General features: G+C 70.6%; 11 protein-coding genes. 1 reads left to right on the top strand and 10 read right to left on the bottom strand.

The features are described from left to right. Positions 1 to 11: 11 nt before the first annotated feature. The 6 genes from P3T35_RS25515 to P3T35_RS25490 all read right to left on the bottom strand — a co-directional run bounded on the left by P3T35_RS25515 (position 12) and on the right by P3T35_RS25490 (position 7,539). Positions 12 to 1,559, bottom strand: coding sequence for a cation acetate symporter (locus P3T35_RS25515; RefSeq protein ID WP_280707885.1), 1,548 nt, complete (start codon positions 1,557 to 1,559; stop codon positions 12 to 14). A 131-nt stretch (positions 1,560 to 1,690) separates the two neighbouring features. Next, positions 1,691 to 2,131, bottom strand: a complete 441-nt coding sequence (locus P3T35_RS25510; protein ID WP_280707857.1) for a DUF485 domain-containing protein — start codon at positions 2,129 to 2,131, stop codon at positions 1,691 to 1,693. A 582-nt stretch (positions 2,132 to 2,713) separates the two neighbouring features. Continuing rightward, on the bottom strand, positions 2,714 to 3,568 hold the full coding sequence (locus P3T35_RS25505; RefSeq protein WP_101382446.1) for a response regulator transcription factor: 855 nt from the start codon (positions 3,566 to 3,568) through the stop codon (positions 2,714 to 2,716). 34 nt (positions 3,569 to 3,602) lie between these two features. Continuing rightward, positions 3,603 to 4,760, bottom strand: a complete 1,158-nt coding sequence (locus P3T35_RS25500; RefSeq protein ID WP_280707854.1) for a histidine kinase — start codon at positions 4,758 to 4,760, stop codon at positions 3,603 to 3,605. 29 nt (positions 4,761 to 4,789) lie between these two features. Beyond that, positions 4,790 to 5,275 (bottom strand): CcdC protein domain-containing protein, encoded by a 486-nt coding sequence (locus tag P3T35_RS25495; protein WP_101382445.1) that lies wholly within the window; start codon positions 5,273 to 5,275, stop codon positions 4,790 to 4,792. Between the two features lie 152 nt (positions 5,276 to 5,427). Continuing rightward, positions 5,428 to 7,539 (bottom strand): DNA topoisomerase IV subunit B, encoded by a 2,112-nt coding sequence (locus P3T35_RS25490; protein ID WP_101382444.1) that lies wholly within the window; start codon positions 7,537 to 7,539, stop codon positions 5,428 to 5,430. Between the two features lie 510 nt (positions 7,540 to 8,049). Here P3T35_RS25490 and P3T35_RS25485 point away from each other — a divergent pair. After that, the gene (locus P3T35_RS25485) at positions 8,050 to 8,280 is read left to right on the top strand and encodes a hypothetical protein (RefSeq protein ID WP_101382443.1); all 231 of its coding nucleotides are present in this window, start codon (positions 8,050 to 8,052) and stop codon (positions 8,278 to 8,280) included. Positions 8,281 to 8,395: 115 nt separating this feature from the next. On the opposite strand, the gene P3T35_RS25480 is transcribed toward P3T35_RS25485, so the two are convergent. The 4 genes from P3T35_RS25480 to P3T35_RS25465 all read right to left on the bottom strand — a co-directional run bounded on the left by P3T35_RS25480 (position 8,396) and on the right by P3T35_RS25465 (position 13,475). Then, positions 8,396 to 9,274, bottom strand: coding sequence for a serine protease (locus P3T35_RS25480; RefSeq protein ID WP_101382442.1), 879 nt, complete (start codon positions 9,272 to 9,274; stop codon positions 8,396 to 8,398). A 205-nt stretch (positions 9,275 to 9,479) separates the two neighbouring features. Beyond that, positions 9,480 to 11,117 (bottom strand): RNA polymerase sigma factor, encoded by a 1,638-nt coding sequence (locus P3T35_RS25475; RefSeq protein WP_101382441.1) that lies wholly within the window; start codon positions 11,115 to 11,117, stop codon positions 9,480 to 9,482. Between the two features lie 390 nt (positions 11,118 to 11,507). After that, positions 11,508 to 12,440 (bottom strand): FCD domain-containing protein, encoded by a 933-nt coding sequence (locus P3T35_RS25470; RefSeq protein ID WP_101382440.1) that lies wholly within the window; start codon positions 12,438 to 12,440, stop codon positions 11,508 to 11,510. A gap of 207 nt (positions 12,441 to 12,647) precedes the next feature. Beyond that, a complete protein-coding gene (locus P3T35_RS25465) occupies positions 12,648 to 13,475 on the bottom strand; it encodes a hypothetical protein (protein WP_101382439.1) in 828 nt (275 codons plus the stop codon).

The raw sequence follows: 13,475 nt of genomic DNA, 5'->3' as shown, positions 1-13,475 counted from the left end.
TCGGCCCGCGGTCAGACCGCGCCGGCTCCGGTGAGCGAACGGACCTCCAGCTCCGCGAACTTGTCCGGGTCCGCCTTCTCCTCGCCGCTGACGGTGCCGATCCAGCCGAGCAGGAAACCCAGCGGGATCGAGACCAGGCCCGGGTTCTCCAGCGGGAACCAGTGGAAGTCCACGCCGGGGAACATCGCGGTCCTGGCGCCGGAGACCACCGGCGAGAAGAACACCAGCACCAGCGCCGGCACCAGGCCGCCATAGGTCGCCCAGCAGGCACCGCGGGTGGTGAACCGGCGCCAGAACAGGTTGTAGACCAGGGTCGGCAGGTTCGCCGAGGCGGCCACCGCGAAGGCCAGCGAGACCAGGAAGGCCACGTTGAGCCGCTGCGCGTAGAGGCTCAGCACGATCGCCAGACCGCCGATCAGCACCGCCGAGATGCGCGCCATCACCACCTCCTGACGCTCCGTCACCGGCGGCTTGTTCCGACTGCGGAAGGCCTGGGCGTAGAGGTCATGGGCGAACGAGACCGAGGAGGCCAGGGTCAGGCCGGCCACCACCGCGAGGATGGTGGCGAAGGCGATGGCCGAGGTGACGGCGAAGAACAGCGTGCCGCCGGTGCTGCCCTCACCGCCGCCCAGATTGAGCGCGAGCAGCGGAACGGCCGTGTTGCCCGCCGGATTGGCGGTCTTGACGGCCCTCGCGCCGACCAGCGCGGTGGCCCCCAGACCCAGCACGACGGTCATCAGGTAGAAGCAGCCCACCATGCCGATCGCCCAGATCACGGAGCGCCGGGCGGCCCGGGCGGTGGGCACGGTGTAGAAGCGGGACAGGATGTGCGGCAGGCCGGCGGTGCCCAGCACCAGGGCCATGCCGAGGCTGACGAAGTCCAGCCGGCTGGTGGTCGACTCGCCGTACAGCAGGCCCGGCTCCAGATAGCGGTCCCCGGCCGGGCTGCCGTGGGCGGCGGTCTGCATCAGGTCGGCCAGGTTGAAGTGGAACCGGACCAGCACCCAGGCGGTGAGCAGCACCGCGCCGGTCATCAGCATCAGCGCCTTGACGATCTGGATCCAGGTGGTGGCCCGCATGCCGCCGATCGTGACGTAGATGATCATCAGACCGCCGACTGCGACGATGGTCCAGGTCTTGGCGGCCGCGCCGGTGGTGCCGAGCAGCAGGGCGACCAGGCTGCCGGCCCCGACCATCTGGGCGATCAGGTAGAGCAGGGTGACCACCACGCTGGCGGTGCCGGCGGCGGCCCGCACCGGGCGCTGGCGCATCCGGGTGGCCAGCACATCGGCCAGGGTGTAGCGGCCGGTGTTGCGCACCAGCTCGGCCACCCACATCAGCACCACCAGCCAGGCGACCAGGAAGCCGATGCTGTAGAGCATGCCGTCATAGCCGTAGAGGGCGATCAGACCGGTGACGCCGAGGAAGGAGGCGGCGGAGAGGTAGTCCCCGGAGAGCGCGATGCCGTTCTGGAACGGGCCGAAGTCGCGACCGCCGGTGTAGAAGTCCTCCGCCGCCTGGCCGCGCCGGCCCACCCAGAGGGTGATCGCCAGGGTCATCACGACCACCAGCGCGAAGAGCACGACGGCCAGGTTGTGGTGCGACCCGTCGACCGGGGGCTGGGTGTGCGGGAAGGGCGGCAGCACGGTGGCAAGCGGGGTACCGGAGCCGCTGAACTGAGGAAGTTGGTTCATCGAAGCTGGTCCTGAGTGTCCCAGCGCAGACCGAGAGCGGCTCGGTCACGCTTGGTGCGGGCATTGCGGGCGTAGAGCCAGGTGATCACGAAGGTGGAGGCGAACTGCAGGAGTCCCAGCAGCCAGGCCACGCTGAACGGGCCGGCCAACTGAGTGCGCATCAGACCGGGGGCCGCCGCCAGGACGGTGACGTAGAACAGGTACCAGCAGACGAAGGCCGCGGTGGCGGGGAAGACGAAGCGGCGGTGGCTGCGCCGGATCTCCTGGAACGCCTGGCTCTGCTGGACCTCCCGGTAGACCTCGGCGGCCACCGGGTCCTGCTCCCGATCCTCCGAGAGGCTGCCCGGCGAACCCGGCACCCCGCTCGGGCGCTGGGCCGGGATCGCCGAGGTGGTCCCGGTGGACTCGGCGGGCTCGGCGGACTCGGTGGACAGCACCGACCGGGCGGATTCGTCCGGCTCGGCGAAGGCCGTCGAACCGGTCCGCTGCGATCTACCTCCGGTCGGGCGACCGGTGGTCTGGGCGGTCAGCGGCGAGTCCGGACGGGTAGCCGGCGAACCGGACTCATGAAGGGACTCATGCCTGAGCTCATGAGCGGGCTCATGAAGGGAGTCGTGAAGGGAGTCGTGCATGAGCTCTCGAATGGGCTCGCGCATGAACTCGTGCATGAGCTCATCAATGGGCTCATGAATGGGCTCGTTAACGGGCTCCCCGGGGAAGCCGGAGGACCGTTGATCGGTTTCTTCGGAACCGATCGCGCCGGAGCCCGACCACCAGTCGAACTCTTGCCCCTGCCGGGGCGGACGACCGGCCGATCCGGTGACTTCGTGCTGTGCCAATGCTGCTCCTGGCCCGGGATGCGCCACCGAGCGGTGGGCGTAGGTATCGGCACCGGGCACTCCGGACGACCCGCCCCGAAGATCCATTCGGCGTACCGACGGCGCCCTGACGGAACCATGATGTCGTGTCAGAAAGCAGAAACCGGCATTCAGGCAGGCTATTCACTCGATGTAGTGAGGCTAGTCTGCCCGCGAACTCCGAGAAATGCCGTGGCGGAATGCATAACTGACCGCCTGTGCCCGATCTCGCACGGCAGTCTTGGCAAATAGGTTGTTGATATGCGTTTTTACCGTGGCCGGACTGACGAATAGCGCGGCGGCGATCTCCGCATTCGACAGACCGTCGGCGATCAAGGCCAGGACCTCTGCCTCACGGACCGTCAGCCCGTCCGGGAGCGCGCCCGGTTGGAACGCCGGACCTGCCGCAGCCGCGGCACCGGCGGGCGTGGCCGGCCCACTGCTCGGAGGCGTCGACGGCCCGGCGGCGGGGTGCGGCGTCCCCCGCGTGGTGGCCGGGTGTGCCGGGTCCGGCGCGGGTGCGGCCGACCCGCTCGGCGCAGCGGTGCCGGGCGGTGCGGAGAACCGCTCCAGCAGCCGCAGTTGGACCTGCGGGGAGAGGCCGGCCGCGCCCGCCCGGACGTCCGCGATCGCCCGGGCGATCTCCTCGGCTCCGGCGTCCTTGGTCAGGTAGCCGCGGGCGCCCGCCTGGAGCGCGGGGAAGAGCGAGTCGTCGTCGGCATAGGTGGTCAGCACCACCACGTCGGTGCCCGGGTGCTCGGCACGGATCCGGCGGGTCGCGGCCACACCGTCGCAGCGCGGCATCCGAAGGTCCATCAGCACGACGTCCGGAGCGAGTTCGGCGACCAGGCGCACCGCCTCCTCACCGTCCGCGGCGGCGCCGACCACCTCGATCCCCGGCAGCAGTCCGAGCAGCATCACGATGCCCTCGCGCACCACGGTCTGGTCGTCCGCGACCACCACCCTGGTCGCCGGCCCCGCCGTGCCCGGGGTCCCGCCCCCGCCCTGCTCGGTCATCGCTCCGCCCCGTTCCCTTCAACCGATCAACCGCTCATGCGGGCAGTCTCAGCAGTACCGACCAGCCGTCCGCCCCGGGGCCGGCCCGCAGGCTGCCGCCCAGCAGTTCGGCACGTTCACGCATCCCCAGCAGACCGTACCCGCTGCCGCTGCCAGCCAACTCGGTCGAGACCTCGGATGCCGGGCTCGCCGTGTTGCGGATCTCCAGCTCCACCTCCTCGGGAAGGTAGCTCAGCCGGATGGTGCGCTGGGCGGCCGGAGCGTGCTTGCGGATGTTGGTCAGGGCTTCCTGGGCCGTCCGCCGCACCGCCAGACCGGTCTCCGCGGCCAGCGGGCGAGGGGTCCCGGTGACGGTCAGCTCGGCCCGCTCCTGGTCGGCCAGCTCGACCAGGAACTCCCCGACCGCGGTGAACTCGCCGCGCAGCGCCGAGAGGGCCTGCTTGGTCTCCTTGAGCCCCTCCTGCGCCATCCGACGGGCGGCGACCACCCGCTCCCTGATCTGCTCGCGGTCGGCCCCGCCGTCCAGCATCAGCCGGGCTGCCTCCAGGTGGACCAGCTGGGCGGAGAGGCTGTGGGCGAGCACGTCGTGGATCTCCCGGGCGATCCGGGCCCGCTCGTCCAGCGCGGCGCTCTCCGCCTCGGCCGCCCGGGCCGCGTGCTCCTGCTGCTGCAACCGCTTGGCGGTGGCCTGGGCCTCGCTGTCCAGCCGGATCAGCCAGCCCACCAGGATCAGGCCGGCCACCGTGGCGAGCAGCGCCAGGTAGCCGTTCCGGCTGGTGACCGAGAAGCCGATCAGCGCCCCCGCGCTGATCGGCACGGCCGCGACCAGTGGCATCCGCACCAGGCTGATGACCGCCAGGGCGCACCAGGTGAAGTCCGCCAGCGTGGTGGCTCCCGCCTGGTGGACGCTCCCCGCCACCACCAGCAGCTGGGCCGCCACCACCAGCGCCCAGCTGAGCCGGCGCCTCCTGGTGAGCCGGACGAACAGCCAGAACAGCAGGACGGTCGCCAGCAGGCCCACCCCGGAGACCACCGCCCGCAGACCGGTGAACCGGTCGCTGGCCACGGTGCCGGCGGTGACCGCCACGAGCATCGCCAGGCGACCGGCCCAGGAGAGCATCAGCCCGGGGCGGGAGCGGTCCCCCCGGCGCAGCTCCCGCGAGGGCCAGCGGGTAAGGCTCTCCACCTGCACGGGCGGTCCTTCCACGACGGTGCCGTGGTTCACGCTACCGGGTGCAGCGTGCGCGGGTCGTCCACCAGCCGGGCCCGCCACTTCAGCACCGCACCACGGGTGAGCAGCAGCACGCCGAGGGTCAGCAGCAGCCCGCTGGAGGCCTGGTGGACGTGGAGCGCCGAGCCGAGCGCGTAGACGCCGAGCCGCACCGCGATCAGCCCGATCCAGGCCGCCAGCGTCGCCCCGGTGCCCTTCATCCAGATGCTGCCGTCGCTCTCCCGCCACAGGCGCACCGTCCAGCCCCAGACCGAGCCCATCGCCAGCATGACGACGATGCTGCCGGCCAGCAGGGCCACCGACTCCGTGCGGTGCGCCGAATCGATCAGCTTGTGGTCACTCAGCGCAATGGCTCCGAGGATCAGCGGCAGCAACCAGAACCGTCGGCCGTCGTCCAGCTTCTGAGCCCGGAACTGGCGGCTCACGATCAGGGCCATGACGGCGATAATGATGATGATGTTTGCGAAGCCCGGCATCGGACCGCTCCGTCCCTCAATGGGATTCTCACTGACGGTTACGAAGTTACGGATCCGGGGCCGCGAACTGATCGGAGCCAGGGTTGATTCCACGCGCGAGGGGCTCTCCACCCGTGGGTGGAGAGCCCCTCGCGGCGGGTGGACGCCTCGGCTCAGGCGTCGATCCGCGAACGGTCCAGCGTCGCCGCCGAGTCCACGATGAACTCCTTGCGCGGTGCCACCTCGTTGCCCATCAGCAGGTCGAAGACCTGCTCCGCGGCCTCCAGGTCGCCCAGGTTGATCCGGCGCAGGATCCGGTGGCGCGGGTCCATGGTGGTCTCGGCCAGCTGGTCGGCGTCCATCTCGCCGAGGCCCTTGTAGCGCTGCACCGGCTCCTTCCAGCGCAGCCCCTTGGCCTGGAACTCCAGGAGGGTGCGGCGCAGTTCGGCGTCGGAGTAGGTGTAGTGGTACTTCTCCTGGCCGCGCTTGGGATTGCTGAGCTCGATCCGGTGCAGCGGCGGCACGGCGGCGAACACCCGGCCCTGCTCGACCATCGGCCGCATGTACCGCTGGAAGAGCGTGAGCAGCAGGCAGCGGATGTGCGATCCGTCGACATCGGCGTCGGCCATGAAGATCACGCGGCCGTAGCGGGCCTGGTCGATGTCGAAGGTCCGCCCCGAACCGGCCCCTATGACCTGGATGATCGCGGCGCACTCGGTGTTCTTCAACATGTCCGAGATGGAGGCCTTCTGGACGTTGAGGATCTTGCCGCGGATCGGCAGCAGCGCCTGGAACTCCGAGTTGCGGGCCAACTTGGCGGTGCCCAGCGCGGAGTCCCCCTCGACGATGAAGAGCTCACTGCGCTCCACGTCGTCGCTGCGGCAGTCGGCCAGCTTGGCGGGCAGCGAGGAGGTCTCCAGCGCAGTCTTGCGGCGCTGCGCCTCCTTGTGCTGGCGGGCCGCCACCCGGGTCCTGGCGGCCGCCACGACCTTCTCCAGGATCGTCCTGGCCTGCGCCTTCTCGTCCTTCTTGGTCGAGCCGAGGAAGGCCTTCAGCTCCTTGGCGACCACCGCGGCGACGATCCGGTTGGCGGCCGAGGTGCCGAGCACCTCCTTGGTCTGCCCCTCGAACTGCGGCTCGGCCAGGCGCACCGTGACCACCGCGGTCAGGCCCTCGGTGGCGTCGTCCTTGGTGATGTCGTCCTCGGCCACCCGCAGCAGCTTGGTGGCACGCAGCGCCTCGTTGACGGTCTTCGCGAGCGAGCGCTCGAACCCGGTGACGTGGGTGCCGCCCTTGGGGGTGGCGATGATGTTGACGAACGAGCGCAGCGTGGTCTCGTAGCCGGTGCCCCAGCGCAGCGCGATGTCCACGCCGAGCTCCCGGGTGACCTCGGTGGGCGTCATGTGGCCCAGCTCGTCCAGGACCGGGACGGTCTCCTTGAAGGTCCCCTCGCCACGCAGCCGCAGCACGTCGCAGACCGGCTTGTCGGGGGCCAGGAACTCGCAGAACTCGCCGATCCCGCCGTCGAAGCGGAAGACCGCCTCGTCGACCTTGTCGCTCTCGGTCAGCCGCTCGTCACGGACCACGATGGTCAGGCCGGGCACCAGGAAGGCGGTCTGGCGGGCCCGGTTGTGCAGGGTCTCCAGGGAGAGCCGGGCCTCCTTGAGGAAGATCTGCCGGTCGGCCCAGTAGCGGACCCTGGTCCCGGTGCGGGCCTTGGGCACCTTGCGGCTCCGGGTCAGACCGCTGCCCGCCTCGAACGGGGCGTCCGGGCTCAGCTCGGTGAAGATGCCGGGCGTACCGCGGCGGAAGCTGATCGCGTGGGTGTGGCCGCCGCGGTCCACCTCGACGTCGAGCCGGGCGCTGAGCGCGTTGACCACCGAGGCGCCGACGCCGTGCAGACCGCCGGAGGCCGCGTAGGAGCCGCCGCCGAACTTGCCGCCGGCGTGCAGCTTGGTCATCACGACCTCGACGCCCGACAGACCGGTCTTGGGCTCCACGTCCACCGGGATGCCTCGGCCGTTGTCCCGGACCTCGACCGAGCCGTCCTCGTGGAGCAGCACCTCGATGTGGTCGCAGAAGCCGCCCAGCGCCTCGTCCACCGCGTTGTCGATGATCTCCCAGAGGCAGTGCATCAGGCCGCGACTGTCGGTCGATCCGATGTACATACCGGGCCGCTTGCGAACCGCCTCGAGCCCCTCAAGGACGAGCAGGTGCCGAGCGGTGTAGTTGGATCCGTCCTCCGCGGCCCGCAGGGCGGACGACACGGTCGTTTCGGCACTCACGGCGGTGCACTCCTCCAAGAGACTCTGACTCGATCCGGCCGGCTGCTGCTGTGGCAGGTTCCCGCAGGCGCCTCGTTACCACGCCCCGACCGACCGTCGCGTGGCCCGCACCGGGCTCCGCGGCTTGTACGCGCTGCGCGAACACGAACGGCACCTGGCACGGTGCGGGAGAGCGCCATCTCGCCCGCGCCCGACGGATCCTGGCGGATCGTCGAACCGGTCGCGAGCGCTGGAGCTGCCACGATGCAGGCTACCGGGTGCTCGGGACGGGGCTTATGCTCCAACCCAGTAGGGGATTATGCTACGCCCACCTTCGGACAACAGTTCGAAGATGCGTTCGAGTGATAGACAGGTCGCGGATTCCGGCACGCATGAACCACCGGTGCCCGGGGCACGTCCTCATCAACACAGCAGAATCCTCAAAGAAGAAAAGCCACGAGCGGGAACGTTTTCGGCCTGGTTGGATGTTGACCCTGGTACGACAGCTCGTCGAGCTAGAGAAGAGGCGACGTGACTACTGTTCTGACACCTGCGAGCCCGCTCACCGCGGCCGACCGCTGCGACCGCTGCGGCGCCCAGGCCTACCTGCGCGTCGTGCTGGCCAGCGGCGGAGAGCTGCTCTTCTGCGCCCACCACGGGCGGAAGTTCGAGCCGGAGCTCAAGAAGATCGCCGTGGAAATACAGGACGAGAGCGGTCGTCTCGCCACCACGACGGCCTCGGCCGCCAACGATGAGCGCTGAGCGTTCGACGCTCCCTTGACGTGCTGAGGTCGGCCCTTGCGGGCCGGCCACCGGGCGGCAGGCTGACAAGCCTGCCGCCCGGCGTCGTATCCGGCCCCGGTCGGCGGCTTGGCGATCAGAGCTGGCCACGGACCGCGTCCGCCACCGCCGCCAGCCGGGTGTAGACGCCCGGATGCCCGGCCTCGGCGCAGCCGGTGCCCCAGCTGACCAGCCCGACCAGTCGGCCCCCGACCACCAGCGGGCCGCCGCTGTCGCCCTGGCAGGCGTCCTTGCCCCCGCGTGCCTCACCGGCGCAGACCATGCCGCGGGCATCGAAGCTGCCGTCCGGGCCGCCCGGGTAGTCGCGCGCGCACTCGTCGTCGGACACCATCGGGACGTCGACGCTGTGCAGCGTGTCGGCGTAGCTGCCGCGCCCCGTGGTGTCACCCCAGCCGTAGACCGTGGCCGCGGTGCCCGGGGCGTAGGGCGTCGTCTCGCCCTGGCCGACCAGCGGCAGCACGGCCCGGTCCGACTGCGGGGTCTGCAGCGTGAGCACCGCCACGTCCTGCATATTCTCCTCGAACGAGTACTGCGGGTGGATCCAGACGTTGGCGACCGGCACCTCCGCCCCCTGCCGCCCGGCCAGGTCGCTCCGGCCCACCACGACCTTCAGCCCCGGGCGCTCGATCGGCTTGCCGGTCTGGTCGTCGTAGAAGCAGTGCGCGGCGGTGACCACCTTGGTGGGCGCCACCAGGGTTCCGCCGCAGAACTGACCGGAGCGGGCGTTCCCGTACTGGGCCCGGCTGGCCACCGCCACCATCCAGGGGTGCTGATCGGTGCTGTCCATCGAGCCGCCGACGATCCGCCGATCGGCATGGGCGGGCGAGGCGCCCAGGGAGACCAGCGCGGTCGGCAGCACCGCGAGCAGGGTCAGCGCGGCAGCCCGCCGGCGGCCGGACAGCGGCCGGGCGGTGCGACGAAGGCCAGCACGGGACGAAATCGACGAGACGGACATCACACGACACTCCGAGCGGTTCGACAGCGGGCAACCGCCATAGCGTAGTCAGATTCTCACGCTGCGTGCCCGTCGAGGCACCGCCAGACACCCGGACGAGTGACCTGGAGCACCCACCCGGCTGACGGCCCCGGGCCACCGGAAACGGCCGAGGGCCCGGAACGGCGAACCGTTCCGGGCCCTCGGCCGGCCTCGCGAGCTGCGATCAGTCCAGGTAGTCGCGGAGCACCTGGGAACGCGACGGGTGGCGCAGCTTGGACATGGTCTTCGACTCGATCTGGCGGATGCGCTCACGGGTGACCCCGTAGACCTTGCCGATCTCGTCCAGCGTCTTCGGCTGACCGTCGGTGAGGCCGAAGCGCATCGAGACCACGCCGGCCTCGCGCTCGCTCAGCGTGTCGAGCACCGAGTGCAGCTGCTCCTGGAGCAGGGTGAAGGAGACCGCGTCGGCCGGGACGACCGCCTCGGAGTCCTCGATCAGGTCACCGAACTCGCTGTCGCCGTCCTCGCCCAGCGGGGTGTGCAGCGAGATCGGCTCACGACCGTACTTCTGGACCTCGATGACCTTCTCCGGGGTCATGTCGAGCTCCTTGGCCAGCTCCTCCGGGGTGGGCTCGCGGCCCAGGTCCTGGAGCATCTGGCGCTGGACGCGGGCCAGCTTGTTGATGACCTCGACCATGTGCACCGGGATGCGGATGGTGCGGGCCTGGTCGGCCATCGCGCGGGTGATCGCCTGGCGGATCCACCAGGTCGCGTAGGTCGAGAACTTGTAGCCCTTGGTGTAGTCGAACTTCTCGACCGCACGGATCAGACCGAGGTTCCCCTCCTGGATCAGGTCCAGGAAGAGCATGCCGCGACCGGTGTAACGCTTCGCCAGTGAGACCACCAGGCGGAGGTTGGCCTCCAGCAGGTGGTTCTTGGCCCGGCGGCCGTCCTCGGCGATGATCTCCAGCTCGCGCTTGAGCTTGGGGGCCAGCTTGTCGGCCTGGCTCAGCTTGTCCTCGGCGAACAGGCCGGCCTCGATCCGCTTGGCGAGCTCGACCTCCTGCTCGGCGTTGAGCAGCGGCACCTTGCCGATCTGCTTCAGGTAGTCCTTGACCGGGTCGGCGGTGGCACCGGCGACGGCCACCTGCTGGGCCGGGGCGTCGTCCTCGTCGTCGTCGGAGAGGACGAAGCCCTCCGACTCCTCCTCCGGCTCGCCTTCGGTCTCGGCCTTGCCGGCGGGCAGCGCCACGTCCTCCAGGAGCTCCTCGTCGCCCAGCAGCTCCTCGTCGCCCTCGGCCTTCTCGGACTTCGCGGCGGTCTTCTTGGCAGCGGTCTTCTTCGCCGGGGCCGCGGTCTTCTTGGCAGCGGCCTTCTTCGCCGGAGCGGCGGCCTTCTTGGCCGGCGCCGCGACGGCGGGCGCGGCGATCGACTCGGTGCCCACCGGGTCGTTCAGCGAGGCGACCACCGTGACGGAGGTGACCGAGCTCACCGCGGCCGGGGCCACGGTCGCGGCGGGCGCGATCCGCACCGGGGGCTTGGTCGGCGCGCTCGGAGTACGGGTCGTGACCGCCTTGGTGGCGGTGCGCTTGGTGGTGCTCTTGGCCGCGACGCTCTTGCGCTTGGCGGCGGACGGTTCGGCCGCGCTGACCATCAGGTCCACCCCCTCCTCAATCAACACCTGGTTGAGGCTGCGCATGACGTTCTTCCACTTGGTGACCGGGATCTGGTCCGCCTCGAATGCCTGACGCACGTCGTCACCGGCGATCTGCCCCTGGGCCTTGCCCCGCTCGATGAGCGCCAGCAGGGCCGCGGACTCTGCGATCTCGGGGGGGAGCGAACGGGATGTGCTGGCCGACACGAACAACCTCTCGGACGAAGAGTGGACTCGAACCCGTACCGGACCGCCCGAGAGGGCGTGGAAGGAGCACCTGCCGCGGGGGACAGGCGGGGATTTCCGACCGGCTCGGACTTGAGGACTGGGTTTGCAGGACGCTGGTTTGTAGGACGGCAGCAGCGCCGCAGACCAACACAGCATTCTGACATGGCGCGGGTATTCCGGAGCTGCTTCCGCTCCGTACACATCGCTGCCGCTCCCCAAGTGTTACGCATGCCGCCCGTGGCACAGGTCACACACTGCCCGGCGAGAGACCGGACGGACCCGACGGCGGCCCCCCGGATGGTCCCGGACGCGGCTGCGCGGGTCTCCGGAGGGCTCTGCTCACGTCCAGCAGGTCCGTGGCCGACCCGCTCAGTGCTCGCGGGGCGCGGGCACCGCGTGTTCCACGTCCGGGTGGACGGTCAACAGGGTGCGCATCGCGGTCTCGGCCGCCGCGCCGTCGCCGCCGCCGATGGCATCCACGAGGCGGCCGTGCACCGCCACCGAACTCTCCGAGAGCCGCTCGCAGGCGGTCGCCGGACCGCCGCTGACCTGCAGCGCCGCGGCCACGATGCCGGACAGGTGCTCCAGCATCCGGTTGCCGGCCATCTGCAGGATCAGGGCGTGCAGCTCCGCGTCGGCCCGCGAGAAGGTGACCAGGTCACCCTGGGCGGACGCCGCGCTCATGATCTCGCTCAGCTCGGCCAGTCGCTGCTGGATGTCCTCGCGCCCGTGGCCGGCGGCCAGCCGGGCGGCCAGCGGGTCGATCGCCCAGCGCATCTCGAAGAGCTCCCGGCGCTGCTCCTCGCGCTGCGGACCGAAGGCGCGCCACTCGATGATGTCCGGGTCCAGCAGGTTCCAGTCGCCCACCGGACGGACCCGGGTGCCGACGTTCGGCCGGGCGCTGACCAGGCCCTTGGCCTCCAGGACGCGCAGTGACTCGCGGACCACGGTGCGGGAGACCTCGAACCGCTGCCCGATCTCCTCCGGGACCAGTGGGCGGTCGGCACCCAGGTCACCGGAGACGATCATCTGACCGAGCTGCTGGACGAGCTGCCCGTGCAGCCCGCGGCCGCGGCTGCTGGTGGTCTTGCGGCCGACCCTGGCGAGGTCACTCTCCGCCCCGTCCCAACGGGGGACGGGCGGAGTCGGCCGATCGGCGTAGGAGAAACGGTCGAGCTCGGCAGCGCCGGACGCGGGGGCCTCGGCGGTGCGGGCGACGGTGATGGCGGTGTGCGCAAGGGTACTCACACGTCCTTTGTCGGCGATCGGCGCGCGCGGCTTGAGGATTCTCGTGAAAAGCACACGAAAGGGTGATCGCCCGGGGCTGAACCATTGACTTCTTAGCAAGCGGAAATGGCCGTAGCGATCTCGAAGCTGCCTGCTTCGCACTGCCTTCTGACGGAGTGTGAGTACTGCGGTGGGGGGTGAGATGGGGTGGGGTGGGAGCGGGCCGGGCCGCGGAAGCGACCGAGCCCGCCCCCCGGGACGCTGCGGCGGTGGGGGCCCGGGTCAGAAGGAGCGGCGGCGGACCTGGGTCAGCACGCAGAGGATCAGCAGCAGGCTGGCCGGAACCAGCAGCGCCCCGAGCACGGGGACCGGCTGGGCGACCGGGTCCAGGATGTTCAGCGGCACCGATGCCGATTCGGCCCATGGCACCCGAGCCGTCCGGGTGGCGTGAGCCACCTGGGCCACCAAAGGCAGCCCGGCCTCGCGCAGCCGGTGGAGCAGCGGCATGTCGGCCACGACCTCGACCAGCATGGGCAGCGCGCAGAACAGCAGGAAGCCGACCACCGCACTGCGGGACACCGCTGCGGCCAGGACCCCAAGCCAGCCGGCCGCGACCACCACCGCGGTGAAGGCGAGCAGCATGCTCAACGGCCAGCGGTCGGCCCGCAGGTGTCCGAGGCTTGTGACCTCTCCGAAGTTCAGGAGGTGAGCCGTTGACGGCCGGATCAGCCGCACGGCGACGGCGTCGACCAGCAGCGAGACGGCGGCCAGGACCGCTGCCACCGCACCGACCAGACCCAGCTTGGCCAGCAGCAGGCGCATCCGGACCAGGAAGCGGACCTGGGAGGCGGCGAGACCGGGCTGGCGCACCTCATGGTCGGCGGCGAGGGCGCCGAGCAGGCCGGCGGCCAGTCCGGCGAGTGGGACCGGCAGCAGCGGAAGCGTGGCGGTGACGGTCCGGACCAGCTGCGGCATCCGGAGGTCCGCCGGGCCCGCGCGGTGGGCGAGCAGCGCCGTGGCCGCTGCCTGGGCCAGCAGGGCTGCCGCCAGGATCAGCCAGGTGCTCCGGATCCCGAGCAGTCGGCGGCCTTCGTAAGCGAGCGCTCGCAT

This window comes from Kitasatospora sp. GP30 (assembly GCF_029892145.1).
Taxonomy (GTDB): domain Bacteria; phylum Actinomycetota; class Actinomycetes; order Streptomycetales; family Streptomycetaceae; genus Kitasatospora; species Kitasatospora acidiphila.
Note: the sequence above shows the minus strand (reverse complement) of the source record. Positions and strands in the feature narration are given on the sequence as shown.

Coding starts and splice junctions, on each gene's coding strand:
- P3T35_RS25515 (WP_280707885.1), bottom strand. CDS start 1,559: ATGACCCTGGCGATCACCCTCTGGGTGGGCCGGCGCGGCCAGGCGGCG.
- P3T35_RS25505 (WP_101382446.1), bottom strand. CDS start 3,568: ATGACCGAGCAGGGCGGGGGCGGGACCCCGGGCACGGCGGGGCCGGCG.
- P3T35_RS25495 (WP_101382445.1), bottom strand. CDS start 5,275: ATGCCGGGCTTCGCAAACATCATCATCATTATCGCCGTCATGGCCCTG.
- P3T35_RS25480 (WP_101382442.1), bottom strand. CDS start 9,274: ATGTCCGTCTCGTCGATTTCGTCCCGTGCTGGCCTTCGTCGCACCGCC.
- P3T35_RS25465 (WP_101382439.1), bottom strand. CDS start 13,475: ATGCGAGCGCTCGCTTACGAAGGCCGCCGACTGCTCGGGATCCGGAGC.